Origin of the sequence: Marinobacter caseinilyticus (assembly GCF_011074955.1) — a bacterium.
GTDB classification, from domain to species: domain Bacteria; phylum Pseudomonadota; class Gammaproteobacteria; order Pseudomonadales; family Oleiphilaceae; genus Marinobacter; species Marinobacter caseinilyticus.
The window spans coordinates 1-25,860 of sequence record NZ_WUQJ01000004.1 but is presented as its reverse complement, the minus strand read 5'-3'; the positions used below and the strand labels follow the sequence as shown (position 1 = coordinate 25,860).

24 protein-coding genes are annotated in these 25,860 nt (G+C 55.3%); 17 read left to right on the top strand and 7 right to left on the bottom strand.

The features are described 5' to 3' along the window. The first annotated feature begins 59 nt into the window (after nucleotides 1-59). The gene (gene astB / locus GRX64_RS00355) at nucleotides 60-1,403 is read left to right on the top strand and encodes an N-succinylarginine dihydrolase (protein ID WP_166263203.1); all 1,344 of its coding nucleotides are present in this window, start codon (nucleotides 60-62) and stop codon (nucleotides 1,401-1,403) included. A 60-nt stretch (nucleotides 1,404-1,463) separates the two neighbouring features. On the opposite strand, the gene GRX64_RS00350 is transcribed toward astB, so the two are convergent. Further along, nucleotides 1,464-2,105: a TetR/AcrR family transcriptional regulator gene (locus GRX64_RS00350; RefSeq protein ID WP_166263202.1), complete on the bottom strand. Its 642-nt coding sequence runs from the start codon at nucleotides 2,103-2,105 to the stop codon at nucleotides 1,464-1,466. A 169-nt stretch (nucleotides 2,106-2,274) separates the two neighbouring features. On the opposite strand from GRX64_RS00350, the gene GRX64_RS00345 reads away from it, so the two are divergent. Next, complete coding sequence (locus GRX64_RS00345) at nucleotides 2,275-3,357, top strand: efflux RND transporter periplasmic adaptor subunit (RefSeq protein ID WP_166263201.1); 1,083 nt, start codon at nucleotides 2,275-2,277, stop codon at nucleotides 3,355-3,357. Next, nucleotides 3,354-6,407, top strand: coding sequence for an efflux RND transporter permease subunit (locus GRX64_RS00340; protein WP_166263200.1), 3,054 nt, complete (start codon nucleotides 3,354-3,356; stop codon nucleotides 6,405-6,407). The genes GRX64_RS00345 and GRX64_RS00340 overlap by 4 nt, the downstream gene beginning before the upstream one ends. A gap of 147 nt (nucleotides 6,408-6,554) precedes the next feature. Here GRX64_RS00340 and astE read toward each other — a convergent pair whose 3' ends face one another. The 5 genes from astE to GRX64_RS00315 form a co-directional block, all read right to left on the bottom strand. Next, nucleotides 6,555-7,580, bottom strand: a complete 1,026-nt coding sequence (astE, locus tag GRX64_RS00335) for a succinylglutamate desuccinylase (RefSeq protein ID WP_166263199.1) — start codon at nucleotides 7,578-7,580, stop codon at nucleotides 6,555-6,557. A 5-nt stretch (nucleotides 7,581-7,585) separates the two neighbouring features. After that, nucleotides 7,586-8,308 carry an ABC transporter permease gene (locus GRX64_RS00330; RefSeq protein WP_166263198.1) on the bottom strand — a complete coding sequence of 241 codons (723 nt, stop codon included), beginning with the start codon at nucleotides 8,306-8,308 and terminating at the stop codon, nucleotides 7,586-7,588. A gap of 4 nt (nucleotides 8,309-8,312) precedes the next feature. Continuing rightward, on the bottom strand, nucleotides 8,313-9,017 hold the full coding sequence (locus GRX64_RS00325) for an ABC transporter permease (RefSeq protein WP_166263197.1): 705 nt from the start codon (nucleotides 9,015-9,017) through the stop codon (nucleotides 8,313-8,315). A gap of 66 nt (nucleotides 9,018-9,083) precedes the next feature. After that, nucleotides 9,084-9,839 carry a transporter substrate-binding domain-containing protein gene (locus tag GRX64_RS00320; RefSeq protein ID WP_166263196.1) on the bottom strand — a complete coding sequence of 252 codons (756 nt, stop codon included), beginning with the start codon at nucleotides 9,837-9,839 and terminating at the stop codon, nucleotides 9,084-9,086. 161 nt (nucleotides 9,840-10,000) lie between these two features. Next, nucleotides 10,001-10,771 (bottom strand): ABC transporter ATP-binding protein, encoded by a 771-nt coding sequence (locus GRX64_RS00315; RefSeq protein WP_166263195.1) that lies wholly within the window; start codon nucleotides 10,769-10,771, stop codon nucleotides 10,001-10,003. A 388-nt stretch (nucleotides 10,772-11,159) separates the two neighbouring features. Here GRX64_RS00315 and GRX64_RS00310 point away from each other — a divergent pair, with 388 nt between their 5' ends. The 14 genes from GRX64_RS00310 to GRX64_RS00245 all read left to right on the top strand — a co-directional run bounded on the left by GRX64_RS00310 (nucleotide 11,160) and on the right by GRX64_RS00245 (nucleotide 23,921). Beyond that, complete coding sequence (locus GRX64_RS00310; RefSeq protein WP_166263194.1) at nucleotides 11,160-11,360, top strand: hypothetical protein; 201 nt, start codon at nucleotides 11,160-11,162, stop codon at nucleotides 11,358-11,360. A gap of 97 nt (nucleotides 11,361-11,457) precedes the next feature. Beyond that, on the top strand, nucleotides 11,458-11,904 hold the full coding sequence (locus GRX64_RS00305) for an Lrp/AsnC family transcriptional regulator (RefSeq protein WP_166263193.1): 447 nt from the start codon (nucleotides 11,458-11,460) through the stop codon (nucleotides 11,902-11,904). Between the two features lie 376 nt (nucleotides 11,905-12,280). Continuing rightward, nucleotides 12,281-13,375, top strand: a complete 1,095-nt coding sequence (locus GRX64_RS00300; protein ID WP_166263192.1) for a TRAP transporter substrate-binding protein — start codon at nucleotides 12,281-12,283, stop codon at nucleotides 13,373-13,375. Nucleotides 13,376-13,388: 13 nt separating this feature from the next. After that, nucleotides 13,389-13,931: a TRAP transporter small permease subunit gene (locus tag GRX64_RS00295; protein ID WP_166263191.1), complete on the top strand. Its 543-nt coding sequence runs from the start codon at nucleotides 13,389-13,391 to the stop codon at nucleotides 13,929-13,931. After that, nucleotides 13,928-15,253 (top strand): TRAP transporter large permease, encoded by a 1,326-nt coding sequence (locus GRX64_RS00290; protein ID WP_166263190.1) that lies wholly within the window; start codon nucleotides 13,928-13,930, stop codon nucleotides 15,251-15,253. The genes GRX64_RS00295 and GRX64_RS00290 overlap by 4 nt, the downstream gene beginning before the upstream one ends. A gap of 21 nt (nucleotides 15,254-15,274) precedes the next feature. After that, complete coding sequence (locus GRX64_RS00285) at nucleotides 15,275-16,111, top strand: sulfite exporter TauE/SafE family protein (RefSeq protein WP_166263189.1); 837 nt, start codon at nucleotides 15,275-15,277, stop codon at nucleotides 16,109-16,111. Nucleotides 16,112-16,171: 60 nt separating this feature from the next. Beyond that, nucleotides 16,172-17,758, top strand: coding sequence for a gamma-glutamyltransferase family protein (locus GRX64_RS00280; RefSeq protein ID WP_166263188.1), 1,587 nt, complete (start codon nucleotides 16,172-16,174; stop codon nucleotides 17,756-17,758). Between the two features lie 110 nt (nucleotides 17,759-17,868). Then, nucleotides 17,869-18,441 carry a hypothetical protein gene (locus GRX64_RS00275; RefSeq protein WP_166263187.1) on the top strand — a complete coding sequence of 191 codons (573 nt, stop codon included), beginning with the start codon at nucleotides 17,869-17,871 and terminating at the stop codon, nucleotides 18,439-18,441. A gap of 353 nt (nucleotides 18,442-18,794) precedes the next feature. Continuing rightward, complete coding sequence (locus GRX64_RS00270; RefSeq protein ID WP_166263186.1) at nucleotides 18,795-20,081, top strand: tyrosine-type recombinase/integrase; 1,287 nt, start codon at nucleotides 18,795-18,797, stop codon at nucleotides 20,079-20,081. Nucleotides 20,082-20,119: 38 nt separating this feature from the next. Beyond that, a complete protein-coding gene (locus GRX64_RS00265) occupies nucleotides 20,120-20,374 on the top strand; it encodes a hypothetical protein (RefSeq protein WP_166263185.1) in 255 nt (84 codons plus the stop codon). Nucleotides 20,375-20,394: 20 nt separating this feature from the next. Further along, nucleotides 20,395-21,186, top strand: a complete 792-nt coding sequence (locus tag GRX64_RS00260) for a hypothetical protein (RefSeq protein ID WP_166263184.1) — start codon at nucleotides 20,395-20,397, stop codon at nucleotides 21,184-21,186. A gap of 110 nt (nucleotides 21,187-21,296) precedes the next feature. Next, nucleotides 21,297-21,542 carry a hypothetical protein gene (locus GRX64_RS00255; RefSeq protein ID WP_207308678.1) on the top strand — a complete coding sequence of 82 codons (246 nt, stop codon included), beginning with the start codon at nucleotides 21,297-21,299 and terminating at the stop codon, nucleotides 21,540-21,542. An 11-nt stretch (nucleotides 21,543-21,553) separates the two neighbouring features. After that, nucleotides 21,554-21,934, top strand: coding sequence for a hypothetical protein (locus GRX64_RS00250; RefSeq protein WP_166263183.1), 381 nt, complete (start codon nucleotides 21,554-21,556; stop codon nucleotides 21,932-21,934). Nucleotides 21,935-22,676: 742 nt separating this feature from the next. After that, the gene (locus GRX64_RS00245) at nucleotides 22,677-23,921 is read left to right on the top strand and encodes an AAA family ATPase (protein ID WP_166263182.1); all 1,245 of its coding nucleotides are present in this window, start codon (nucleotides 22,677-22,679) and stop codon (nucleotides 23,919-23,921) included. Between the two features lie 723 nt (nucleotides 23,922-24,644). Here GRX64_RS00245 and GRX64_RS00240 read toward each other — a convergent pair. Continuing rightward, nucleotides 24,645-25,798, bottom strand: a protein-coding gene (locus tag GRX64_RS00240; RefSeq protein ID WP_166263181.1) for an IS3 family transposase whose coding sequence is annotated in 2 segments (ribosomal slippage) — nucleotides 24,645-25,558 and nucleotides 25,558-25,798 — 1,155 coding nt in all. Because the reading frame shifts where the segments join, the coding sequence is not laid out codon by codon here. Nucleotides 25,799-25,860: the final 62 nt, after the last annotated feature.

Here is a 25,860-nt window from a genome sequence, read left to right as displayed (position 1 = left end):
GCCGGGGTGAGGCCGACGCGAATGAAGGTGAAATTCGACACACAACAATGAGAGCTGTCATGTCAAGGCACGCAATTGAAGCTAACTTCGACGGATTGGTTGGGCCCACTCATAATTATGCGGGTCTGTCCTGGGGCAATGTGGCGTCAAAATCCAACGTCAATGCCGTATCAAATCCCAAAGAGGCTGCGCTGCAAGGCTTGCAGAAGATGAAACGGCTGGCGGACCGGGGTTATGTGCAGGGCATTCTGCCACCGCATGAACGCCCCCATATTCCCACGCTCAAAGCGCTGGGTTTCAGCGGGTCGGATGCAGACATTCTCAAGGCCGTTGCGGCGGAGAATCCCGTGGTGCTGGCGGCCATCGCCTCGGCATCCTGCATGTGGACGGCAAACGCGGCAACGGTATCACCGAGCGCGGATACCGCCGATCGTCGCGTGCACTTTACACCGGCAAACCTGAGCGCCAAGTTTCACCGGTCGATCGAGCATGAAGTGACCGGCCGCGCCCTGAAATCCATTTTCACTGACGAGGCCTATTTTGCGCATCACCATGCCCTTCCGTCCGTGAGTCAGTTTGGCGATGAAGGGGCGGCCAATCACACCCGCTTGTGTTCGGCCCATGGTGAGCCTGGCGTCGAACTGTTTGTTTACGGCCAGGCGGCGTTTGACGAGTCCCTGCCGGCACCGGTGCGGTTCCCCGCGCGACAGACGCTGGAAGCCTCCCAGGCCATTGCCCGGCTTCATGGACTGACCGACGATCACCGGGTGTTCGCCCAGCAAAACCCGGCCGCCATTGACTTCGGCGTGTTCCATAACGATGTGATCGCAGTGGGCAATGGCAACGTGCTGTTCTATCACGAGCAGGCCTTCCTGGATGAGCAGCGCTTGCTGTCAGATGTGCGATCAAAACTCAAAGGAACACAACTTGAGGCCATCAAAGTGATGGAATCTGATGTGCCGCTGACCGATGCTGTGGCCTCCTATTTGTTCAACAGTCAGCTTCTGACGACCCCGCAGGGTGACATGTTGCTGGCCGTGCCAGGGGAGTGCCGGGAGATCGCGTCGGTCAGTCATTTCCTCGACAGGCTGGTGGCGTCGGGTGGTCCAATTAAAGCGGTTGAAGTCTTCGATGTAAAACAATCGATGCGCAATGGCGGCGGGCCGGCCTGTCTCAGGCTTCGGGTCGCGCTGACAGACGAGGAACTGGGTGCCATGCATCCCGGCGTGCTGCTGAGCGACGGGCTGTTTGAGCGGCTTAACATTTGGGTGGAAGGCCATTACAGGGATGAGCTTAGCCAGGCCGACCTGGCCGATCCGATGTTACTGGATGAGAGCCGACACGCGTTGGATGAGTTAACCGGGATTCTCGGGCTCGGCTCCATTTACGATTTCCAGCGTTAGTGGTGCCTCTTCAGTTGTTGTGCCCGCAAGATCGGTACTGTCAGTGTTGACCGGGTTACGTCAGGCAGCAATCGACGACATCAGCATCACCATGGTGTGTTCGATCAAGCTCTGACTGGGGTAATTGGCCAGAGGTCCGGGCTCAGCCATTTCTTGCTGGCACAACATAACCACACCATGCAATGCGCCCCTGAGGTACAGCGCGGTCTGCAGTGGGTCGTGAATTCGCTCACGACAGAGCGAGCCGTCGTCAAGTCCATCACGAATTGCCTGCACCATGAGTTCCATTGTTTTGCCTTCACAGCACGACATTTGTTCGGCCTGAACGTCGTCGGCGTCCTGCATGGCCGTGGCGGCCTGGGTAAGGGCGGCAAAATAATCGGGCTGTTCCTGATAGAAGCTGTAATAGGCCTGGCCAATCGCACTGACCTTGCCGAGACCGGTGGTTGCTGTGCTGCAGGCCTCAGCAAAGCGCTGTCGGAGGCTCTCGCCCGCCCGCAGCATGATGCCCCTCTGAATTGCTGACTTGTCTTTGAAGTAAACATAAAGCAGCGCACGGCTCAAATTGGCGGTGCGGGCAATGTCATCCATTGAAGTACGCTCGTACCCCTTTTCGGAAAACACCTGTTCCGCCGCATCAAGAATGGCGGCATGGCGAGCGAGCTTTTCCTGCTCGCGACGTGACTTAAGATCGTTTTCCATGTTTCGCGGATCGTTCCAGTAACAGCATTTGTGGATAGTTTACACCACTTCCATGATTTGTCATTGACAAAATGTCAAAGAGTGACATGATGTCGAAATACACTCGAACCAACGACCACTGGATGGACTTGATCAGAGGTTCCTTAGGGATGAAAGGGAGACCATGGCTATGACAACCTTGAAACAAAGTTCACTGCTGGTGCTGGGGGTTGTGCTGGCACTTGGCTTGTCAGGCTGCAGTCCGAGCGAATCGGCACCGATGCCGGTTCAGTCGCCAGTGACGGTCAGGGCCGCTTCGGTCGTCATGGGGGATCAGGTAGCCGAACCGCTCCGGTTTTCCGGCATCGTCCAGGCCCAACAACGGGCAACCCTGACCTTTCAGGTCAGCGGCACCCTGACCGAGCGAGAGGTCGAATTAGGGGCGCGGGTTGAAGCCGGGCAGGTTTTGGCCAAACTCTACAATCCAGGGTTGGAACCGGCAAAAGCCTCGGCCAAAGCCCGTTTGGCTGAACTTGGGACGCAACTCGATCAGGCGCAACGGGAATGGGAGCGCGCCAGTAGCCTGCGCAAGAAAGGCGTGGTGTCGGAGCAGGCACTGGAACAACTGGCCGCGCGCCGGGATGGTTTGCGGGCCAGTGTTGCCACCGCACAAGCGTCGCTGGCGCAGGCCAGCCAGATGCTCCAGGAAAGCGTGCTCAAGGCTCCGTTTGCCGGTCGGGTTGAAGCCCTGCTGGTCGAGCGGGATGAATTTGTGACCGCCGGCCGGCCAGTCCTTCGGCTGTCATCGCCCGAGGGTCGTGAAGTGGAGGTCAGGGTACCGGCATTCTTGTTGAGCCAGGTCGCCCTGACGCAATCGCTACCGGTTTGGTCGGTGCAATACCATCAGGGCGAGGCGGTCATGGGTACGGTCAATGAAATTGCCCAGGCCAGCGCCATTCGCGGCGAATTGCACCCGGTACTGGTCGGGTTGCCGGACGATACACTTGAGCCCGGAGAACCCGTTGAGGTGGGCATCGTGCCCCGGATTCGTGGTCAGCTCAGTGTGCCGGTATTGGCCATTATGCGCGCCACCGGTGGTAACAGTGTGTTCCGGGTGTCCGGCCAAACAGTGGAGCAGGTGCCGGTGACGGTGCATCGTATTGTGGGTGAGCGGGTGGTGGTGTCGTCCGATCACCTGGGACAAGGTGACCAGGTCGTGTATGCCGGCTTAACCCGTCTGGCCGACGGTGATCCGGTGGAGCTGCTGCCATGATCCGTTACCTCCTTGGCTGCCGCCGGTTGCTGGGCATGGTGGTGGTCATGCTGTGCCTGCTGGGCATCGCGGCGTACAACACTATGCCTCGCCAGGAGGACCCTTCCTTTCCTCAGCGTGCCGGTCTGGTCAGTGTCAGTTACCCCGGCGCCAGTGCCGATGCGGTGGAGCGATTGGTGCTCAGACCCCTGGCGGACGAACTGCAGCAGGTGGAAGAGGTGGATACCGCCTCAGGCACAGCCCGAACGGGCGTGGCGCTGGTGCGTATTCGGCTGGAGGACACCATCTACGATACCGACGCGGCCTGGGACCGGGTGCGACAAGCGATGGATCGCGCCCGTTTGGAGTTCCCCGATGGCGTTGGCCAGATGGCGCTGGATGATCGTTTGATTGATATACCGGCTATTGTGCTGGCCGTTGGTGGCTCACCATCGGTGACGGACTTGTCGAGTGCCGCTGAACGCTTGAAATACGAACTTGCAGACATCGCGGGCGTGTCGCGGATTGAGCTCGAAGGCGACGTTACGGAGCAAATCACCCTGGCGCTGGATAACGCCGCGCTTTACCGATTGGGCATACCACCCGCCGCAATCCTTAATACCTTGGCAAGTCGCAATCAGGTCACACCTGGCGGATTTGTGGTGTCGGATGGGCGACGCCTATCGATTCTGCCCAACAGCGAATTCAAGGACCTGGACGCCATTCGAGCGACCCCCATCGAACTGCCGGATGGCAGTCAGGTGCCGCTGGCGGCGGCAGCGCAAATTTGGCGCGGGCCAGCCGAGCCAAGAGAGCCGGAGACCTGGGCGGATGGTGAGCGGGTGGTCCTGGTTTCAATCACCATGCAGGAGGGGACAACGGATGCTATCCGGTTCGGGGAGCGTGTCCGTGAGCGCCTGCAGACGGTAAGGCCTGAGTTGGCGCCCTACACAGTGGAGGAGATGTTCTTCCAGCCCGACCAGGTGTCGGCCCGGCTGGACAATCTGGCCTGGAGTCTGCTGGCGAGCGTGGCGATCATTGTCGCCGTTGTGTTCGTTGGTATGGGCCTGCGAATGGGTGTATTGGTTGCTTCGATCCTGCCGATGGTAACCCTGATCAGTATTGGTTTCTATGATCTGGGGGGGGGGGTTCTGCATCAGATTGCCGTCATTGGCATGGTGATTTCCCTCGGTATCCTGATCGATAACGCCATTGTGGTGGTCGAAAATATTCAAACCCGATTGGACGGCGGCCACCAGCGGCGGGAAGCGTTGGTGGGCGCGATCAAGGAGCTGGCCGGTCCGTTGGGTGCGTCGACCGGTACCACTTTGGCGGCCTTTGCGCCGTTGTTGTTATCCAAGGGCGGCACCGCCGATTTTACCCGTGGAATCCCGGTGATGATCATGCTGACGCTATCAGTCAGTTACCTGCTGGCGATCTCGGTCGTTCCTTTGCTGGCCTCGCGTTTTCTAAAGCCTCGAAAGGTCAGTGCCCGGGACCGCATTGCTGGGCTTGCCAAGCTTTTGGGCAATCTGGTCTCCAGGGCACCGCGAACGTTGGTGGTGGTCAGCCTGTTTATGGTCGCAGGCAGTATCGCGCTGGCGTCATTCATGAAGCTTCAGTTCTTTCCCAACGCCGATCGGCCGCAGGTGGTTATCGAGCTGTTCATGCCGGAAGGTACCGACCAGGCCAGGACATCCGCGGTGGCCGAGCGGCTTGAACGGGCACTGCGGACTCAGCCCGAGACGGTAAAGGTACACCGTTTTGTGGGGTTCACCGGCCCCAGTTTCTATTACAACCTGATGCGGGCGCCACAAGCGCCGAATCGCGGCCGTTTGGTGGTGGAAACTCCCGACCTGGCCGCCACCGCAGGGCTGATTCGCTGGGTGCGACATTATGGCGTCACCGAGATGCCAGAGCTGGACCTGACGGTCGGAATTCTGGGTCAGGGGCCGCCCCGTGCTGCGCCGATTGAAGTGCGGGTCTATCACCCCAATGATGAAATGCGCGCCGAGGCGACCGGGCTTGTCTACAGTGCGCTCAGATTGAGCCCGGGCGCCGTGGATGTCCGCCATGATAAAGACCTGGGCGTACCAAGCGTGGCGATCAATGTCGATGATGGCGTTGCGGCCCGTTACGGTATCAATCGCTCCGATGTGGCACAAAGTCTCTACGGTCAGAGTTTTGGTGTGGTGGCCGAGCAGTACCGCCAGGAAGCCGACCCGATACCGATGGTGCTGAGATCCCGGGAGGGCACTGAGCTGTCATTAGCTCGGTTGCTGTCGATCAATATCTACAACAGTCGGGGCGATGCTGTGCCACTGTCTGCCTTGGCGACTAGCGAGACGACGTGGGAGCCGGCGGCCCGCTACCTTCGCAACGGTGTTCTGGTCAACACAGTGACGTCGAATCTCCAGGGTGGGCACAGCTTCAGTGACGTGCTTGGCAGTCTTGAGACTCGTCTTGCTGAAAATCCATTACCGGAAGGTACCCGCATTGAGTACGGCGGTGACGCCCAAGGTTCCGAGAACGCTAACAGCGCGATCCTGACCACTGCGCCGATTGGCATACTGTTGCTGCTGTTCTTCCTGTTGCTGCAATTCAACTCCTTCCGCCGTGTCGGTATTGTCCTGCTGACTGTACCACTGGCAACGGTGGGCATTATCCCTGGGCTGGTGCTGTCGGGCTCGCCTTTTGGTTTTCAGTCGTTGCTCGGCGTGATTGCCCTGGTGGGGATCGTGGTGAATAACGCCATTGTATTGCTCGACGTAATGGATCGTCAGCTCGCCGGGGGCGCCAGCATTGCCGACTCCGTACGCATTGCCGTGGAGCAACGCACACGTCCTATCCTGCTGACCACCGCCACCACCGTGGCCGGTCTTTTACCGTTGGCGTTCTCCAGTTCAACTCTCTGGCCGCCCATGGCCTGGGCCATTATTTCCGGCCTGCTGGCTTCGACAGTACTGACGTTACTGGTTGTGCCCGCGCTCTGTCGACTGGTGATCAAGACACCCGGTGTTGTGCACGACGATGTCCCCGCAGTAGAACCGGTTCCCACGTCACGTGGGTAAGGATGTTGAGCAGGGCGCCCAGGTGCCAGAGCTCTCAGCTTCGGGGTTCAAGGTGCTTGTAAATACGGCTTCGGTCGCGTTTGAGTTGGCAGCCGATCTCCCCGAACCGCGGCTATAGCAGGCACCGGGGCAGGGAAGCTCCTCTTGCTACGGCTGCCGTTTGCGCACCAGTAATCCCACACGCTGCCCGACAGGTACGTCGCGATTGGGAAACACGATGGCTTCGGGTTGGTTACCAACCCGGTAGCAGCGATGATCGTCCTGCCAGATGATTTCGCCCGGTGCGTATTCGGTAAAGTTGGCGACATCGTCCGGAACATGGAATTGGAAGTGATGGTCGGTTTTGATGATTTCTTCCACCACCTCAAACACAACCATTTCGCTAACATCGTACTTGCCAGCCGCTGCCGGTGGCTGATTGCGCATGAGCTGCCTCAAGCTGTCCTGAATGCCCGCAAAACGGCTCAGGTCATTTTCGCCAAACGGGTGCACCTGGCCGAGTTCAATGGTAAAGCTCTCCGCGCCCAGTTCGGTGGACGAAAACGACGCAAAGGTGGTGCCTGCTTTATGCTGGAGCAGCAGTGTGGGCACCTCTGAGGCCAGCAAGAACTCCAGTTGGTCGCGGGATACTTCGCGGTCCGGGATATAGGGGTACAGGGCAAATTTTTCCCGCATGGATGGCCTGATGGCGGTGTGTAAGTCGTAATGCACGACCTGCGCCTGGCCGGTAAAGCGTTTGCAGGTGCGCTCAATCCAGCTCGCGCGTGCCGCCTCGGCACTCCCTGCATGGGGGGGGCTTTGGTGCGCGCCGCTGAATAATCTGTTCAGGTTGTGCTCAATAAACCGCGAGCCTGCGACCATGGCCGGCGGGTTGCCAAGGATCAACAGAGTTGGTCGCCGCACCTGCCAGCGAGCATCCAGAAGTTCGGTCACCAGATGGTTCAGGACTTCTATTGGCGCGGTTTCATTGCCATGGACACCGGCGGACACAATCAGGCGATGGTCTGATGTGTCCTGGCTCGGTGTGAGTGCGAGCACTCCAGTACCCAAGCGTTCGATTTGAGTGCCGTCAACAAGGGTGGCTGAAGCGGCTTTCGATTCCTGGCCAGCGAGCGCGAGGGTATGGCTGAGCCAGTCCGGATACGCTCCAAACAATTGCTCGTGAGGGGTCATGCTGATCAGCCATTTGCGGGTTTAAGGTGTTTTAGCAGGTGCTTCTCGAGGCGCTTGAAACCGTAGACCAGAGAAAAGGTCAATGCCATATAGATCAGTGCAACGGCAATAAACGCATCGAACGGAGCGTAAAATCGTGAGTAAATATCCCGTGCCGCACCGGTCAGGTCGACAATGGTGACGACGCTCGCAATGGCGCTGGCATGAAGCATGAAAATCACTTCATTGGAGTAAGCCTGAACCGCGCGGCGTGCGGCGCTTGGCAGCAGTATGCGCCGAACCCGAAGCGCCCAGGACATACCGTAGGCTTTCGCGGCTTCTATCTCACCTTGCGGTGTCGCAATGATGGCGCCCCGGATTATTTCCGTGGTGTAGGCCGCGGTGTTCAGCGTGAAGGCCAGCAGGGCCGGGTAGAACGGGGCCTTGAAAATATCCCACCAAAAAGTGTCCTGAATGCCTTCGACCTGCGCAATGCCGTAATAAATGACGTAAAGCTGGATCAGAAGAGGCGTGCCGCGGAACAGATAGGTGTACAGCCACACCGGGCCATTGATCAGAGGGTTTCTCGATGTCCGCATGATGGCCAGTGGCAGCGCAAGCACCAGGCCGAGCACCAGTGACAGGAAGACCAGTTGAACCGTGGTGACCAGCCCGCCCCAGTAATGCAGCATGGTCGTGGTGGTGAAAATGTCATGCTGGTCAAGCCATTGTGTAATCAGTTCTGTCATGGCGTCAGTCTCCCCTTATCACGCCGACGTTGGCTCGTTTGTTGAGCCACTTGATAAGAATTTCCGAACCTGCGGTGACCAGGAGATACATCAGGGCGACCGGAATAAAGAACAGGAAGGGGGAGCGTTCGGCCTTGGCCGCCTGTTCTGCCACTCGCACCATATCGGTCAAGCCGATGATGGATACCAGCGCTGTGGTTTTCAGCAATACCTGCCAGTTGTTGCCAAGCCCGGGTAACGCGTGACGAAGCATTTGCGGGATGATAATTCGGCGGAACGTGTGCCAGCGATTAAAGCCATAGGCTTTGGCGGCCTCAATTTGTCCATTGTCCACTGCGAGGAAGGCGCCGCGAAAGGTTTCGGTCATGTAGGCGCCAAAAATCAATCCAATGGTCAGCACACCGGAAATAAACGGGTCAAACTGGAAGAAGAAGTCCACCTCATACACTTTGTAGAGGTAATCAGAAATATTGTTTACGGCTACTTGGCCGCCGTAATAGAGCAACAGCATCATGACGAGATCAGGGACACCCCGGATGAGCGTTGTATAGGTCGTCGCCGTAATCCGCAGAAAGCGGCTGTTAGACAGCTTGGATGATGCCCCCACTAACCCGAGCACAAGTGACAGGGCAAGGGACAGGAAGGCCAGTTCAATGGTAATGACCGCGCCGTCGAGCAACGACGGGCCGTAGCCTTTCAGGTCAAGCATGGAGAGAGGTCCAGGTCCAGGTGCAGTGGCCACCGGCAACCCTGGGTCACCGGTGGCGACCGGGGTTTACATCTTAATGTCGTACTTGAAGTATTTCTTCATGATGGTGTCGTACGTGCCATCGTTTTTCAGCGTTTCGAGGGCGGCGTTGACCTGCTCTGCCAGATCCGCATCACGCTTGCGCATCGCTACGCCTACGCCTTCGCCAAGCTTGACCGTGTCGCCAACTTCCTTAAAGCCATCACGGGTAAGAATGGTCTGTTCGCCAACCGGGTAATCAACAAACACCAGGTCCAGGCGCTCGCCTTCGAGGTCCAGAACCATGTCGTCGGCCGTGGTATAACGCTTCACAGTCACGGTACCGCTCATGTTTTCGGTTACGTAGGTGTCCATGGTGGTGCCGCGTTGAACGCCGACGATTTTACCTTTCATGGCCGCCATGTCGGTGACGTCTACGTCCATGCCTTCCCGGCCAAACCATCCGCCGGGCGTGTTGTAGTAAGCTTTTGAGAACAGGACGCGCTCAGCGCGCTCCGGTGTGATGGACATGGAAGACATGATGGCGTCGAATTTTCTTGCCAACAGGCCGGGAATCATCCCATCCCATGCTTGCTCAACAAACTCGCAGTTGGCTTCCATTTCTGCACACATAGCTGTCGCCAGCTCGACTTCAAAGCCTGTCAGCTCACCATCCGGTGTGCGGTATTCGAACGGCTCATAAGGAACGTCGAATGCAATGCGGATGTCTTTCCATTCTTTGGCATGAACGCTTCCAGCGGCCAGGGCGAGTGCGCAGCTTGCTGCAACAATCAGTTTATTCATGTGTCACTTCTCCGGTTATTAGCCTGATGGCTTTATTATGGGCATGTTTTAACTGCCGTATGGATTTACCTTGCAAGGATTCCACAGTGAACCTTTGTGGACGGGTCAGCCTGCCAGGCATGTGATCAAGATAGCATTGGACGTTCCACTCGTCGCCCCCGTCAGAAATTAGGGGCTAGAAACTGCTTCATGCGTTCGGAGTCCGGGTTATCAAAGACCTTGTCTGGGGTGCCCTGTTCCTCAATGACGCCTTGATGCAAGAATAGGACCTGTGTTGAGACATCACGAGCAAAAGCCATTTCGTGGGTGACCACAATCATGGTACGACCTTCTTCCGCAAGACCCTGCATGACCTTGAGAACCTCGCCGACCAACTCGGGATCCAGTGCGGAGGTAGGTTCATCAAACAACATGACCTCAGGCTCCATGGCAAGTGCCCGGGCAATGGCCGCACGCTGCTGCTGGCCGCCTGACATCTGGGCCGGGTAGTAATCCTTGCGCTCATAGATACCCACCTTATGCAGGTAATTCTCAGCGCGCTCGATGGCTTCCTTGCGGGGAACCTTCAGGACATGGATCGGGGCTTCGATGATGTTCTCCAGCACCGTCATGTGGGACCACATGTTGAAGCTTTGAAACACCATGGAAAGCTTGGCTCGGATGAGCTCAACCTGACGGTTGTCTGCCGGTACCCGTTCACCTTTGCGGTTGGTTTTGAACCGAATTGGGTCGCCGTGCACAATAACGTCGCCCGACGTCGGGGTTTCCAGCAGGTTGATGCACCGTAAGAAGGTGCTTTTGCCAGAACCGGAACTGCCGATCATTGAGACGACGTCACCTTTGCAGGTTTCAAGTGAGACACCTTTCAGCACTTCCAATTCATCGAATTTCTTATGGATGTCCCTACAAATCAGAGGCGCATTGTCCGCCATGTATTACTCCTGGGCTGTCGTGGGGTACCCGTCATTGACTGATTACGTTTTTCTAATGTTAAAGATAGCGTTAATCGGCGTCATACACGAATTTGATCATCCAGTAACTCGGTTAGCGACCGAACTCGGTTCGGGAGAATCCACGCTCCAGGCTAACGCCAAAGCGCAATGTTGTACGGACTGTGGCGCTGGAAATCAATAGTTGGCGTTAACGACTTGGATTGCCCGGCCTGATGGGTCAATTGTTGATCATTGTAAAAAATGGTGACCGTTAGGTAAGGATCACATTCTGACGGTCAATTTATGGCACACTTGCTTCGGCGATTGACATTGGCGGGCGGACTAAACCCATCCTCAACAAACTAACAATGATAATAAGGTTGCGTTCATGGTTCTATCGCAAGACGTTGTGGTGAAACGCGGGTTGATTTGCGTGGTGGCTCGCCGGGTGAGTGAAAGGCAGGGAGACTTCACCACCAGCGAAATCATTTATGACGTCGAAATTGAGGGCCAGGAAGTTCTGCACACGTTTACCTCTCTGGACGAGGCCACCCAGTTCCTCGATATGGTTGCTCCCGTAACCAATTAGCCAGCCGCATTCAAGCCGCTCGTTTTCGATTGACAGCAGTCGCTTCTGGTTGAACTTGTATTTATGATAAGACCGAATCTGAAGCGGAACTGATCTTATGAACAAGCTGGATACGGCACTTTTGAATCTTCTGATTAAGGATGGACGTGCCTCCTTCGCGGACATTGCGCGCCAGCTTGATGTTTCCAGGGCCCATGCCAGAGCCCGGGTTCAGGCGATGGTTGAGGCCGGAGTCATTGAGCAGTTTACCGCAGTGATTAACCCAGAAAAGCTGGGCAAGGTGATTTCCACCTTTATTGACCTCAAGGTCGCGCCCAATGCGATAGAAGCGATTGCGGAGGAACTGGCATCCAAGCCAGAAGTCGTCAGTCTGTACATCATGACCGATCTCAAAAGCCTTCATATTCATACCCTCACGGACAGTTACGAAACCTTCAACGCGTTCGTCAATCAGAATCTGTTCGCTCGCCCGGAAATCCTCTCTATTGAATCCAGTGCGCTGCTGAAACGCGTTAAACATCGCCGGGGTGGTGCTCGTCTCTGAGCATGAGCGCGGTCATTGGCTTTCGCTCCAGGCTGGGGCGGGTGTGTTGATCTGGTGCATAAATGACAATTGTACGGACGGATCGCCTTTTACGTCCGTTTGTTAATTTTGCACCGCGCATTAAGTACCTAATGCATTTATTTTTGCCTTTCTGCCGTCGAGTTGATACCGAACGTGTCGCCGCCTTTTTTATTCTGTGCTTCTTCGCGATACATCCCGGTCCAACATGAAATTCGCGATTATAAAAAAATAATACATTTAAAACATGTAGTTATATTGTTCCCACGATATGGCACAAGACCTGCAATTCCCTGTGACGACGGTGATCGAGAATGGCGCTGTTCTTTCTCAAAACGATTTCACAGGAGTTTTCGATATGACTATTAACCGACGCAAATTTTTGGGTGCAGCTCTGGCATCCACTACCGCAGGTATTGCGCTTGGCGCGCCGGCCATTGCGAGTGCGGCAGCCTCAAAGGAAACCTTCAGCCTCAAGATGACCAATGCCTATCCGCCGGGCTCCCCTTTTTATGTTCAGGGGCCGGGCAGTCCCATGGATTTCTGTAAGAAAGTGGGTGAGATGTCTGGCGGTCGTCTGAATATTTCCCATTTCGCGGCAGGTGAACTGATTCCGGCCCTGGAAGGGTTTAACGCAGTGGCCGAAGGCACGGTCGAGATGAATGCGGCGAATGCTTATTTCTGGGCGGGTAAAATTCCGGCCGCGCAGTTTTTCACCACCGTGCCTTTCGGACTGAATACCCAGGGCATGATGTCCTGGCTCTATCAGGGTGGCGGTCTTGAATTGTGGCACGAACTCTATGAGCCCTATGGCCTGATCGCGTTCCCGATGGGTAATACCGGTGTGCAGATGACCGGCTGGTTCCGTGATCCAGTTGAATCCATCAGCGATCTGGATGGCTTGAAAATGCGCATTCCGGGTCTGGCGGGCAAAGTCTACAGCGAGCTTGGTGTCACTGTTCGCCTGCTACCCGGTGGTGAAATTTTTCCGGCCTTGGAGCGGGGTGTGATAGACGCTGCGGAGTTTGTCGGCCCCTATCAGGATCGCCGCCTGGGTCTGCACAAGGCGGCCAAAAACTATTACACCACCGGCTGGCATGAGCCCACCAACGTCACGGAACTGCTGATTAACAAGAAGCTCTGGGACAGCCTGCCCAAAGACCTGCAAATGATCATTAAAATGGCGGCGCAGGCGTCCGTACTGGACAGTCTGTCCTGGTCAGAAGCCAATAATGCCGATGCCTTGAAAGACCTGGTGGAAAACGAGGGAGTTATTGCTAAGCCGCTACCAGCGCCGATTGTCAGCCGCCTCAAGGAAGTCACCAGCGATACGCTGTCGACCATGGCGAACGCCGATGAGCAGATGAAAAAGGTTTACGACTCCTACATGGCGTTTAAGGACAAGCATGCCTCCTGGGCCGCGCTGAGTGAAAAGCCTCTGCTGAACCTGTAACGGGAGCCAAGCCATGAAGATGTGCGTCAAGAGTCTGGAGTGGCTGGTGGAGCATATGGGGGGGCTGGCACGCTTGTGCGTGCTCGCCCTCGTTCTGCTGGTGGCGACCAATGTGATATTGCGGTATTTGTTTTCCATCGGGCCGGTGTCCCTGCAGGAGCTGGAGTGGCATCTGGTGTCGCCCATTGCCTTGTTGGGGCTGTCTTATTCGATGAAGCACCGCGCCGATGTGCGGATTGACTTTCTGTATGAGCGTTTTTCCCTGCGTATGCAGGCGGTGGTCGATATGCTGTCGTCGCTGCTCACAGTGGCAATCGGCGGCGTCATTACCTGGCTGGCGATGTTCTACGTGATCCAGTCGTACAATCTCAATGAAGGCTCGCCAGATCCGGGTGGCCTGACTTTTCGCTATCTATTGAAAGCCTTTCTACCGCTGGGATTCGGGCTGCTGCTGTTGCAGGGGTTAGCTGACTGTTTCCGCGCCTTTATCCAGTTTCGTGATCCTGACAATGCGTTGCCTGTCGCGGCACAGTTGACCGCCGAAGGTGCAGCATGAGCGGCAATGAGGGGTTGGTGATTGGCATGATTGCCGGGTTCCTGGCGTTGATAATCATCGGCGTGCCAGTGGCCATCTCGTTGGCGGTATCCGGTTTTGTGGCCGGCTATTTCGGTTTCGGAACAACATTGTTCAATCTGATGCCGGCCCGACTCTTTGGGGTCGTAACCAATTACACGTTATTGGCGATTCCCCTGTTTGTGTTCATGGGGGTCATGCTGGAGAAATCGAAAGTCGCTGAGAACATGCTGGAAACCATAGGCAAGGCCATGGGTGGCCTGAATGGTGGCATGGGGCTGGCGATCATCCTGGTCGGAGTGTTGATGGGGGCGTCCACCGGCATCGTCGGTGCGACGGTCGTGACCGTCGGTTTACTGACATTGCCGGCGTTGATGCGGCGAGGTTATTCGCCGAGTGTGTCCTGCGGGACCATCTGCGCCTCCGGTACATTGGGTCAGATTATTCCTCCCAGTCTCGTGCTTATCCTGCTGTCGGATATAGTGGGTGAGTCGGTGGGTGCGTTGTTTGCCGCGGCCTTTATACCGGGCCTGATCCTGGCCGGGATCTACATGCTGTACCTGGTGCTGTTGGGCGTGTTCAAAAAAGAGTTGGTACCGGCAATCCCTGCAGAAGAGCGAGCGGCAATCAGTGGCCAACAGCTTGCCAAAGACCTCTTTGCTCATGTGATGCCACCCCTGCTGCTGGTGTTTGCAGTGCTGGGGTCAATTGTCGGGGGCGTTGCAGCGCCGACAGAAGCGGCTTCCATGGGCGCACTGGGTGCATTGCTCATCGCCGTTGCAGCCCGAGGCTTCAGTTCCGCAATGCTCAGAGAAACCTTGCATGGCACGCTGGTGATCTCTGCCATGGTGTTCTTCATCCTGCTCTGTGCGCAGCCGTTTTCACTGGCGTTTCGGGGGCTGGGAGGCGAACAGATGGTCCATGCCATGTTCGAACTGCTGCCGGGTGGCGAGCTCGGGGCGATTCTGTTTCTGATGGCGCTGTTGTTTGTGTTGGGTTTCTTTCTGGAATGGATTGAAATTTCTTATATTGCCCTGCCCATGTTCTTGCCCGTGTTTATGAACTATGGCACCGACATGGTGTGGCTGGCGATCATGGTGGCCATGAACTTGCAGATGTCATTTCTCACTCCGCCCTTTGGCTGGGCACTGTTCTTTCTGAAAGGCGTTGCGCCAAAAGGCATCAGCACTCGGGACATCTATGTGGGCGTTTTGCCATTTGTGGCGCTGCAACTGGTGGCGTTGGTGGTGCTCTTTCAGTTTCCCGAACTGGTGACCTGGTTGCCGGAAGCCATTGGCTGGTAACCCTCATTCAGGAGTTGTTATATGGATTTTTTTGCTGACTATTCCATGGGATGGCTGATCGGATTGGCATTATCCCTGCTGGTGACAGGCATTGTCGCTGGCTTGATGGCCGGGTTGCTGGGCGTTGGCGGTGGCATTGTGATTGTGCCGGTGCTTTATCATCTGTTTACCTTTTTGGGTATTGATGAAGCCGTCCGAATGCATGTGGCGGTGGGCACATCGCTGGCAACGATCATTCCCACGTCTATTATTTCCTCCCGCGCCCATTTCAAACGAGGAAGTCTGGATGCGGAGATTCTCAGGAAACTGATACCGGGCGTGGTCGTGGGCGTGGTCATCGGTGCCATCGTCAGTGGTTTTATGGACGACCAGGGCCTGACGGCCGTATTCGCCACCATCGCCTTGTTGGTTGCGTTGAATATGGCCTTCAAGAAAGACAGCTTCTCGGTTCGCGAGGGCCTGCCTGGCGCTTCTGGCTCAGGGCTGCTGGGTGTGTTTATTGGTGGCATTTCGACCCTGATGGGCATCGGGGGTGGTACCCTCAGCGTGCCGATCCTCAGTGCCATGCGCGTGCCAATGATTACGGCCGTCGGTACCGGCGCTGCCTTGGGGTTTGTAATCAGTGTGCCGGGCGCCATAGGCTTTCTCATCAACGGCATGGGTGTTGAGTCGCGGCCCCCGCTTACGGTGGGGTACATTAACCTCATCGGCCTGGCGCTGATTGTTCCGGCGACCATGCTGATGGCGCCGGTGGGCGCTCGGGTTGCTCATGCCATTAACGCCACCTTGCTCAAGCAATTGTTCGCGCTGTTCCTCTTCATGACATCCTTGCGGATGTTCTATGGATTAATGAGCTGATAAGCTTTCAGTGCCCTCCCTACAAGATCGATGTCGTGACCTATTCCGGAGAAAAAGATCATGCTTAAAACCGTCTATGCAGCGAACGGCATGTTTGTTGCGCCCCACCATCTTGCGGCCCAGGCCGGTCGTGATGTGCTGCGCGACGGCGGCAACGCGGTTGAGGCCATGGTGGCCGCAGCCGCATCCATTGCCACCGTTTATCCCCACATGAATTCCATCGGTGGTGATGGCTTCTGGCTGATTCACGAGCCCGGCAAAACACCGGTTGCCATTGATGCCTGCGGCCGGGCAGCAAAAGCGGCGACGCCAGAATTCTACCAGGGTTACGATCAGATTCCGTCTCGTGGCCCACTGGCGGCATTAACCACGGCGGGCACCATTGCCGGCTGGCAGGAAGCGCTGGCGGTGGCGGCGTCGTGGGGGAAACCTCTGCCCTTATCGCGATTGTTGGCACCTGCTACGGATCAGGCGCAGTCCGGCATCGTAGTGACGCAGAGCCAGTCTCAGTTGACCCGTGATAAAAGTGGTCAAATGACCAATGCGCCCGGGTTTTTTGATGCCTTTATGCCCGGTGACAACGTGCCGGAACCAGGTTCATGCCTCAAACAGTCCACGCTGGCAACGACGTTCGAGCAACTGGCCAGGGCCGGACTGGATGATTTTTACCGCGGCGAACTGGGCCGTGCCATGGGTGACGAGCTGCAAAGTCTGGGAAGCCCGCTCACCGCGGCGGATCTGGCGGACTACCGGGCAATGCGGGTGACGCCGTTACAGGTAAAGGTGGCCGGAGCGCGTATCTTTAACCTGCCGCCGCCCACCCAGGGTCTGGCATCGCTCATGATTCTTGGAATTGCCGATAAGCTGGGCATCAAAGACGCTGAGGGTTTCGACTACGTACACGGCCTGGTAGAGGCCACCAAGCGGGCCTTCCGGGTCCGGGACCGGATCGTCACGGACCCGGATCGGGTGCCGGAAAACCCGGATGACTATCTGACGGAGGAACGTCTGGCTGCATTGGCACAAGACGTTGACCCGGCCCGTGCCATGCCCTGGCCCAATCCGGCCGCCCCGGGAGACACAATCTGGATGGGCTGTATTGATCGCGATGGTCGGGCTGTCAGTTTTATACAGAGTATATTTTGGGAGTTTGGTTCTGGCGTGGTACTTCGGAACACTGGAGTGAACTGGCAGAACAGAGGTATCAGCTTTGCCCTTGATCCAAACGCACTGCAGGCCCTGGCCCCCGGCCGCAAACCCTTTCATACCCTCAACCCGGCATTGGCGCATTTCGACGATGGCCGCGTGATGAGCTATGGCACCATGGGCGGTGAAGGCCAGCCGCAAACGCAGGCAATGGTGTTCAGCCGCTATGCGATGTTCAACCAATCACTTCAGCAATCCGTAACCGCACCCCGCTGGCTGTTGGGCCGCACCTGGGGCGATGTCAGTACCAGCTTGAAACTGGAAAGCCGCTTCGCCCCTGAGCTGGTTGAACAACTCAGGACTGCAGGTCACCAGGTTGAGCTGCTGGATGAGGCATTCAGTGACACGATGGGGCACGCCGGCGCATTGGTGCGACGTCCGGATGGAGTTCTGGAAGGCGCCGCCGATCCCCGCAGTGATGGCTGTGTGGCCGCCTTGTGATGGGTGCGTCGCAGGCCTGAAAAGGGTACTCAAGTACCATTGAGAGCCATGGCGCCACCCCTAAACTGAATGGATGCGCTCGTGTAGCGCCTCATGGTGGAGTGGTAATAATGGTTTTGAGACGATTGGGGCAGCTGAGCGCTGTCATTGGGTGGCTGTTGCTCGTTGAATCCTCAGCCTGGTCGGCCGGTGTTCCACTGGGGCATCGTGCCATTTACCTGTTGGATGCCGGACAAAAAGAACACAGGATTGGCACGGTGTCTTTTTCCCAGCCAACGGATTCCGGAGCAGTGGCGTATACGTTAAACGTGGAGACCGAGCACTTCAGTGATCATTTTCTGTCGATGAAAGAAATGAAGTGCCTGGAAGGGAAGGAGCTCATGTGCCGGATTCCCTATCCGTACGACAATCCCCGAACCGTAACCGCTTCGGACCTGCGCTGGCTGGAGCACGACCTGCTGTTTATGTTTAAAAAGCCGACCGAGTTCGGTGCCAATTTCTGGAACGGCATTTACTACCGGATGACCGTCACCGACGATGCCATCCTCGGTGAGGCTCATGCGGTGGATCTCAATAATCTGGCGGCGCCGCCCGACGATCTCACTGTACCGCCGTTTGGCGAATACGATGTGACCGGGATTAATCTGAAAAGCCGTTGGCTGCCGACCCTGATAATTCGCTAAGGGGGTTTGGTCGGCTTGCTGCTTCGCCACGTGAGGCGATGCCAGTGGGTGATTACTGAGCATTCGGCGGGGAGAAGTCGTCAGATACAACAAAGCCCGCACAAGGCGAGCTTTGTTGAGTAATCATGGTGCCCGGAGGCGGAATCGAACCACCGACACGAGGATTTTCAATCCTTAAATGTCCACGTTTTTTGGCGTTGACCTGAACTATCAGAAAGTAAGTAAAACTATGATTTTCAACTAATAGTTGACAACAAAGACACTTCTTTACATTGACCCGTATGCACCGGTATTCTCTGAATCTGCTTACATAGTGCTTACACGGCGCTTTCATATTTAGGGATGGGTTCACAGTGCGGGTTAATCTGACAGCCGGAAGGGTTGATGGCTTCAAGTGTGGTGCCGATGGCAAGCAATGCTTTCTTTGGGATTCCACGGTGCCGGGTTTGGGGGTTCGTGCCACCGCCAATGCAAAGGCTTTTATCTATCAGGGGAGGGTTGATACCAAGGCAATCCGGTTAACCATTGGTGACATCCGCACGTGGGGAATCGACGAGGCCCGCGCGGAAGCTCGTAGGCTGGGTACGCTGCTAGATCAAGGGATTGATCCCAGGCTTGAAAAGAAACAGCGCCTTGATGATCTTAAGCAGGAACAGAACGAATCAAAGCGAGCTGATGCCACCGTTGCTGATGCTTGGGATGATTATATCGAGTCGAGAAAGCCCCGGTGGAGTGAGTTGCACCTGAAGGATCATCATAAGATGAGTCAGGCTGGTGGTTTACCCCGCCAGCGTGGAAAGGGAAAGACACAACCCGGAGCATTAGCCCCACTGATGAAAATGAAGCTGGCGGACATAAACGGGGGCATCGTGGGACAGTGGCTGGCGAAGGAAGTAGAAACCCGCCCCACACGTGCCCGGTTAGCATTCGCCCTGTTTCGAGCCTTCCTGAACTGGTGCGACGATGACCCCCGCTATCAGGACTTATGCACCACTGACGCTTGTTCTAAACGAATTGCTAAGCAGACGTTGCCCCGCAAAGGGGTGAAAGCAGATTGCTTGCAGCGTGAACAGTTGCCCGCCTGGTTCAAGGGCGTTCAGCAAATTCAAAATCCCGTTATTTCTGCTTACCTTCAAATCTTGATGTTCACCGGTGCAAGACGCGGCGAACTGGCAACCCTGCGATGGTCAGACGTTGATTTTCGTTGGGAGAGTCTTTCGATTCGGGACAAAGTAGAAGGGGAGCGGATTATTCCGTTGACCCCTTATGTCGCCTTCCTGATCGACTCACTACCGCGCCGGAATGAATGGGTATTCTCTAGCCCTACTGCAAAGCGTGGGCACCTGGTAGAACCACGGGCACAACACCAGCGGGCACTAACGGTTGCCGCTATAGAAGGGTTGACCCTGCACGGTCTGAGGCGGACGTTCGGCACCTTGTCTGAATGGGTAGAAGTGCCCGCCGGTATCGTCGCACAAATCCAAGGGCACAAGCCTAGTGCCACCGTAGAGAAACATTACCGCCGGCGCCCGCTAGACCTGTTGCGACAGTGGCACGAGAAAATTGAAGGGTGGATTCTGGAACAGGCCGGAATTCAGTTTGAACCACCGGTGGCGGGTAAGCGTCTACGCGCGGTGTAACTGAAACCCGATAGTCGGGACTATAGGAGATGATGACCATGAATCAAAACAACGTAGCAGCCACCGGTGTGATCACCGAATGGGAAGCCTGCCAGCTTGAACAGTCATTAGAGGAAACGCGATCCGGCAGGCTTGGCGCTTTTGATTTAATGATGCTGTCAGACGATGATGTTCAGGAAGAGTTAAAACATGACCCTCTTTACGTTTCTGACTCGCTGGCGGGTATGCGGGAAGCCTTGGAAGCACAACCGGCGGGTAATTGGCTTGATGGAAACAGCGGTGAGCCGGTTTGAAGGGATGCGGAGGTGAGGCTATGGAAGCGGTCTATCTGATTCCCTTGCCTGTAAACCAAGTGTCTGTTCCTGTTGCTGAAGTGCCGGCCATGGTGGCAAAAGCTATGCATCCGAAGAACTGGGATTTATGGGAGGGCAGGGACGCCCTTTTTTACCAGTTGGCGGCTAGGATTTGGCATCGGATGAGTTGGGATTTTCAGAGTGAAGTTGACGCGGCAAGAGGGGTTCGTTCGATTCTGGAAAGCCAGGGTGAACCGTCGGTATTAGCTGTGTTGCCCAAATTATCAGGAAACAATTTCTATCAACTTTATCTGGCGGGTATGCATATTCGGCTGCTATCAAAGGCAGTCGGTGACGGTGAGATTACGCTGATTGATCGCACCCCCTACGGTGCTAAACCTATTACTCCTGATGATGGAAGAGTCGAGTTTAGGGGTACTGATAGGCTGAAGGTGCGAGATCTGGCTAGATACCTGCGTCCATATGGCGTGGTGGTTGATGAGAGTGTTTCAGTGGCTGCCGGTGGAGAGGTAGGCTCGGATAAGGCGCCACGTGTTTTAGTTAATGAAAAACGGGGCAAGATCATCTTACGAGTTCTTCAAAAAATGAATTTCGACCCTGAAAATCTGCCCCCATACAGGAGGGGCACCGAGAGCGAAGTGAAAGTTAAGACTCGCAAAGAGGTTCGCAGGGAAGCTCTTAAAGACTTTGCTCCGTCCGGTGACGAAAAAAAGTTCAACAAGGCTTTTGATCGAGCTTGGGGGTGGCTTTCAAAGAGTCGCCGAATAAATCACCCTTGCGTCGATAGTTAGACCCAACCCAAAACACCTAACCCAAAGTAACCCTTTGACTTGGTGAAACCGGTATCGCCGATCATATCCACTTCACGGTTCAACAATGACCAACATGAAGGGGTATAGCCATGCGAACTGAAAACCATCAATGTGAAATCTTAAAGATTGCCCGCGAGGCTGTTTCGGCGTATTCCACCGAAGAAGTCGCCATGCGTTACGGTGTCCAGCCTGGATCAATCCGTGCATCTCTATGCCGGAAAGGCCACTGGTGTGGTATCCGTCCAATTAAGCTCCCAAACCGCTTTTTAGCTTGGCCCGCTGATGTTGTTGATCAATTGCTGGCTGGTGCACCGACTGGAAGCCAGAAGGCGTGAGGGAGTAGGTTATGAACATGGAAAAGCGACGAATCAAAGTTTATGAGATTTTCTTACCGCACTCACTCTCCAAGGCGTCCAACCGCGTTGTGCAAGATGCAATGGGTAAATGGTTTGTTGACCCCTTGCTGATGGGATTGCAGATCTCAAGTGTATTGCACATGAATGACTATGAAGCCACGTATTGCACCATTGATGGAGAGTCTTTTGCCGACTTGGAATGGTTGGTTGCGAATTTTAAACCATCCAGGACAGTTTTTGAGGTAGATAGGGTTGTTGCTGCTACAGCGTACGGGCAGTTATACGTAGGGCTTGCCAAGCTAGTAAGGGGAAGCGATAGCACTGCTGAATTTTTCATCGGAGGGGTGCCCGATGTCTACAGTGAACATTGAACAGGAGCCCCCGGCTATATTACCGGGACTTCTACAGCCAAACTTTGATCGGGTTCCCGGTGAGCTTCAGGAATGCGCCCAATGGGTAGTCTGGAAAGCGGTGGAAAAGACAAAGCGGGACGGCACCGTAAAAGTGACTAAGGTTCCGCATAACCCGAAAACTGGGAAGCCCGCCAGCACGAAAAGGCGGGGAGACTGGGGAACATTTGATGAAGCTTGCGAAGCGTACCTTATGGACGGCCACACTGGTATAGGGTTCGTTTTCACCGCTGGTGATCCGTTTGTAGGGGTAGACCTGGATAACTGCTTTGATGAATCCGGGAACCTGCGGGATGACGCCCGGCGGGCAGTGGATGAACTGCAATCATTCACCGAAAGGTCACCGTCCGGTAAAGGGCTGCACATTATCTGCAAAGGAGAGTTGCCCGGCGCTGGTCACTGCGACAACAAGGCAGGCCGGGAAATGTATCAGGATGGCCGGTTTTTCACGATCACTGCGGACGTGGTGGGAGGGCATGGCACGGTTAAAGCAGCCGGTGCCGCCCTCAATACGCTTTATCAGGATTGGTTCAGACAATCCGCCAGCACTGACGCAAATCTCACCGTGGGTGATCTGGAATGGGACTCGGAAGCACCGTTGGTGTCATTGGATGATATGCAAATAGGGGAGCGCTGGAAAGCCCTGATACGAGACGGTGAAGGACCGCTGGCAAAGGACTATCCGAAACAGGGTTCAAACGAGGTGGACCGTTCTGCTGCCCTGCTTGTTGTGTGCCAGGAAATGAAAAGCGCCGGTGTGAACGTTGAATCAATCCTGACGGTACTCACCGATAAAGAACACTTTCTGGCCGGTGCTGCCCTGGATCGGAGGGGGGACAGGAAATCGGCAGCGGACTGGTTGTGGAAACACACCCTGGCCAAAGTGCTGGCGGACTATCAGAACGTTGTTAGCCTGTTTGATGACCTGCCACCGCTGGAACCGATAAGGAGGGCACCGATTCGACGCGGTTTCCGCTTTATTTCTGGTGCTGAGTTGATAGCCAATATTGAGCCCGTTCAGTGGCTGGTAGAGCGGTACATTGAAGCTAACACCATGGTGATCATGTTTGGTGAGCCCGGTGTGGGCAAATCATTCATTGCTCTGGACATTGCCTGTTGTATTGCCACTGGTGAGGTTTGGCAGGGTTTTCCGGTGAAACAAGGGGCGGTGTTTTATATAGCCGGTGAGGGGCACGCTGGTATAGGCCGCAGGCTCAGAGCCTGGTGCAAGTATAGAGGAGTGAAGCTTGAGAACATTTACGTCAGTACTACCGCTGCACCACTGACGGAATGGGAAGCCGTGCAGCTAGTGATAAAGATGATTAATGATCATGGTGCACCGGCTTTGATTGTTGTTGATACCCTGGCTAGAAATTTCGGTGGCCTTGATGAGAACAGCAACAAAGACATGGGGCTTTTCGTTCAGCACATGGACCGGCTAAAACACGAATTGCAAACCACGGTTCTAATTGTTCACCATACTGGGCAGGGCAATAAAGATCGCGCCCGTGGTGCCAGTGCCCTGAAGGGTGCGGTAGACATTGAGCACCGGGTGGAGGCGAGGGCTGGCGGAACAATCGCATTACAGACTACTAAAATGAAGGATGCGGAAATACCTGAAGCTGTTTTGTTGAAGCTTCACAGTGTGGATCTGGGGAAAATCGGAAATAGTGCTGTAGTGGTTCAGGGTGATGAGTTTGTTGACGATCCGGAACCCCGGATGACACCACAACAGAATAAAATCTGGGAAGTCCTGGTTCATGCAATGGATAATACCGGTGGTGAAATACTGCACAACAAAACGCTGGTCGAATTATGCAAAAACGAGGGAATCAATAGAGCCCGGGTAAGTGAAGCCAGAAAACATTTTGAAGTTCAGGATTTAATCACCGTGGGCAAGGACGGCAAAGCGATAAAAATCTACCGGAAAGACCCCGAATTCGGTTAAAAAACCTCCTGATAGTTCGGAAATCCAGCCGAACTATCTTTTTCTCCCGTCTGGAAGTTCAGTCAAGTTCGGTTCGATAATTCGGAAAAGCGAATAACCGGGAGCCCTTGTACCCCAAGGGTTTTAGCACCGTTGGTATTTTTTGTTCGGTTCGGTGGTTCGGTAGTCTTGCAAGTTCGCTCGGTGTACCCCCCTTTAGGGGTACCGAACTTGCGAAACGAACTGACCCACACTGGTGATAATTCCTGAAGTTGTGGCGTCTAGGGAAATGTGAAAACACGTGAAAACCACGCTCAGCGACCCCCCCGGTGCTTGATTAACTTTAGGAAGGACCCGCTAAACAAACTTGCCGAAGATAGGCCTCGAACCCAATTCTCGGAACGTAGAGTTTCACCTTGCTAGCAAACAGGTGGTGCTCAAAATCAATTTATTGCTACTCCCCCAGATATGTGATCACAAAGAGTCTGGATACTTTGTTGACACTCAATGCCCATTTCGATTAGCTATCAACAGCCAACATCACTCGAATTGGAGATTTTTCGTGAGTGAGACAAAGATACCATTCGGGTTTCACATTGAACTGAAAAAGTACGTGGACGTTCGGGATGTTCCCGGTGGCGCTAAGTGTGGCTGCAAGTGTCCTGGGTGTGATCTTCCCTTGATCGCCAGGCATTGCATGGTAGGTCGAGTTGATCACTTCGCGCACAATACTCGTGGGGGGTTCTACCCCGTTTCCACGGACGGTTTTAAAACGGCTGACAACTTCAGATCCTGAGCGGCAACTCTACGTCGCATCCTGGGATTATGGAACCGCTCAATGTAGTCGAATACATCAGCTCGCGCTTCGTTCTGAGTTCGGTAGCGCCGGTGGTGAATTCGCTCCCGCTTGAGCATCCCGAAGAATCCCTCGCAGGCGGCATTATCGCCACAATGACCAACTGCACTCATGCTACTCACCAAGCGATTACTGCCGAGATATCGTTGATAGTCTCCGCTGGTGAATTGGCTGCCTCGATCTGAATGCAGGATCACAGGGATATTCCCCTGTCGCTGCCAAACGGCCATCTCAACCGCTCTGATCACCATATACCGATCCTGCCGGTGATGCATGGACCAACCAACGACCAGCTTGCTGAACAGGTCGAGGACCACGCAGAGAAAGAGTTTTCCTTCCTGCGTGGTTATTTCTGTTATATCCGTCACCCACTTGGTGTCCGGCTCCAGAGCGGAGAAATTCCGCTCCAGATGATTCCGGATACCCGGTGGCCGATAAGATTGACGTCCCAAGCGTCCGCGCTTCTTCCGTGGCCAACCCTGAATGCCGTGTTTGGCCATCAATCGCGCAACACGGTTCAGACTGGTTGAAGCACCCTCGGCAACCAGGTCCTCGTGCATGCGGGGTGAGCCAATCATGCCACCGCTATCGTCATGAATCTCTCTGATGCGCGACAGCAAGTGCTGATTCGCCTTTGCCCTGGCGGACTCAGGGCGAGATACCCAAGCGTAATAACCGCTGGCCGACACCTTCAGGCATCGGCACATAAGACGTATGGGGAAATGATTGCGACAACGTTGAATCGCCTGATACCTCAGGACGACTCCTTTGCGAAGAACACTGCCGCTTCGCGCAAAAAATCACGCTCCTTCTTCACTCGGGCTAACTCTCGCTTGAGACGGGCAACCTCCTCATCTCTGGGGGAACCAGAGCCCTTGAAGGCCTTGTCCGTCTCCTCATCCGCTTCTCTGCGCCAACGAGATAGCAGGTTGGGATTAATTCCAACCTCCAGAGCTATCTGGCGACAACTCACACCGGGTTGCCGGGTTAAAGCAATGGCTTCGCGTTTGAACTCTGGGCTATATTTTCTGCGTCTGGACATGAACACTCCTTTGGCACAGTGTGCCTCTTTTCAGGAATGTCCGCAGTAACGGGGTAGAACCC

Bases quoted from the DNA above. Each gene is read 5' to 3' on its own strand.
- astB (WP_166263203.1), top strand. From the start codon at position 60: ATGTCAAGGCACGCAATTGAAGCTAACTTCGACGGATTGGTTGGGCCC.
- GRX64_RS00350 (WP_166263202.1), bottom strand. From the start codon at position 2,105: ATGGAAAACGATCTTAAGTCACGTCGCGAGCAGGAAAAGCTCGCTCGC.
- GRX64_RS00345 (WP_166263201.1), top strand. From the start codon at position 2,275: ATGACAACCTTGAAACAAAGTTCACTGCTGGTGCTGGGGGTTGTGCTG.
- GRX64_RS00340 (WP_166263200.1), top strand. From the start codon at position 3,354: ATGATCCGTTACCTCCTTGGCTGCCGCCGGTTGCTGGGCATGGTGGTG.
- astE (WP_166263199.1), bottom strand. From the start codon at position 7,580: ATGACCCCTCACGAGCAATTGTTTGGAGCGTATCCGGACTGGCTCAGC.
- GRX64_RS00330 (WP_166263198.1), bottom strand. From the start codon at position 8,308: ATGACAGAACTGATTACACAATGGCTTGACCAGCATGACATTTTCACC.
- GRX64_RS00325 (WP_166263197.1), bottom strand. From the start codon at position 9,017: ATGCTTGACCTGAAAGGCTACGGCCCGTCGTTGCTCGACGGCGCGGTC.
- GRX64_RS00320 (WP_166263196.1), bottom strand. From the start codon at position 9,839: ATGAATAAACTGATTGTTGCAGCAAGCTGCGCACTCGCCCTGGCCGCT.
- GRX64_RS00315 (WP_166263195.1), bottom strand. From the start codon at position 10,771: ATGGCGGACAATGCGCCTCTGATTTGTAGGGACATCCATAAGAAATTC.
- GRX64_RS00310 (WP_166263194.1), top strand. From the start codon at position 11,160: ATGGTTCTATCGCAAGACGTTGTGGTGAAACGCGGGTTGATTTGCGTG.
- GRX64_RS00305 (WP_166263193.1), top strand. From the start codon at position 11,458: ATGAACAAGCTGGATACGGCACTTTTGAATCTTCTGATTAAGGATGGA.
- GRX64_RS00300 (WP_166263192.1), top strand. From the start codon at position 12,281: ATGACTATTAACCGACGCAAATTTTTGGGTGCAGCTCTGGCATCCACT.
- GRX64_RS00295 (WP_166263191.1), top strand. From the start codon at position 13,389: ATGAAGATGTGCGTCAAGAGTCTGGAGTGGCTGGTGGAGCATATGGGG.
- GRX64_RS00290 (WP_166263190.1), top strand. From the start codon at position 13,928: ATGAGCGGCAATGAGGGGTTGGTGATTGGCATGATTGCCGGGTTCCTG.
- GRX64_RS00285 (WP_166263189.1), top strand. From the start codon at position 15,275: ATGGATTTTTTTGCTGACTATTCCATGGGATGGCTGATCGGATTGGCA.
- GRX64_RS00280 (WP_166263188.1), top strand. From the start codon at position 16,172: ATGCTTAAAACCGTCTATGCAGCGAACGGCATGTTTGTTGCGCCCCAC.
- GRX64_RS00275 (WP_166263187.1), top strand. From the start codon at position 17,869: ATGGTTTTGAGACGATTGGGGCAGCTGAGCGCTGTCATTGGGTGGCTG.
- GRX64_RS00265 (WP_166263185.1), top strand. From the start codon at position 20,120: ATGAATCAAAACAACGTAGCAGCCACCGGTGTGATCACCGAATGGGAA.
- GRX64_RS00260 (WP_166263184.1), top strand. From the start codon at position 20,395: ATGGAAGCGGTCTATCTGATTCCCTTGCCTGTAAACCAAGTGTCTGTT.
- GRX64_RS00255 (WP_207308678.1), top strand. From the start codon at position 21,297: ATGCGAACTGAAAACCATCAATGTGAAATCTTAAAGATTGCCCGCGAG.
- GRX64_RS00250 (WP_166263183.1), top strand. From the start codon at position 21,554: ATGAACATGGAAAAGCGACGAATCAAAGTTTATGAGATTTTCTTACCG.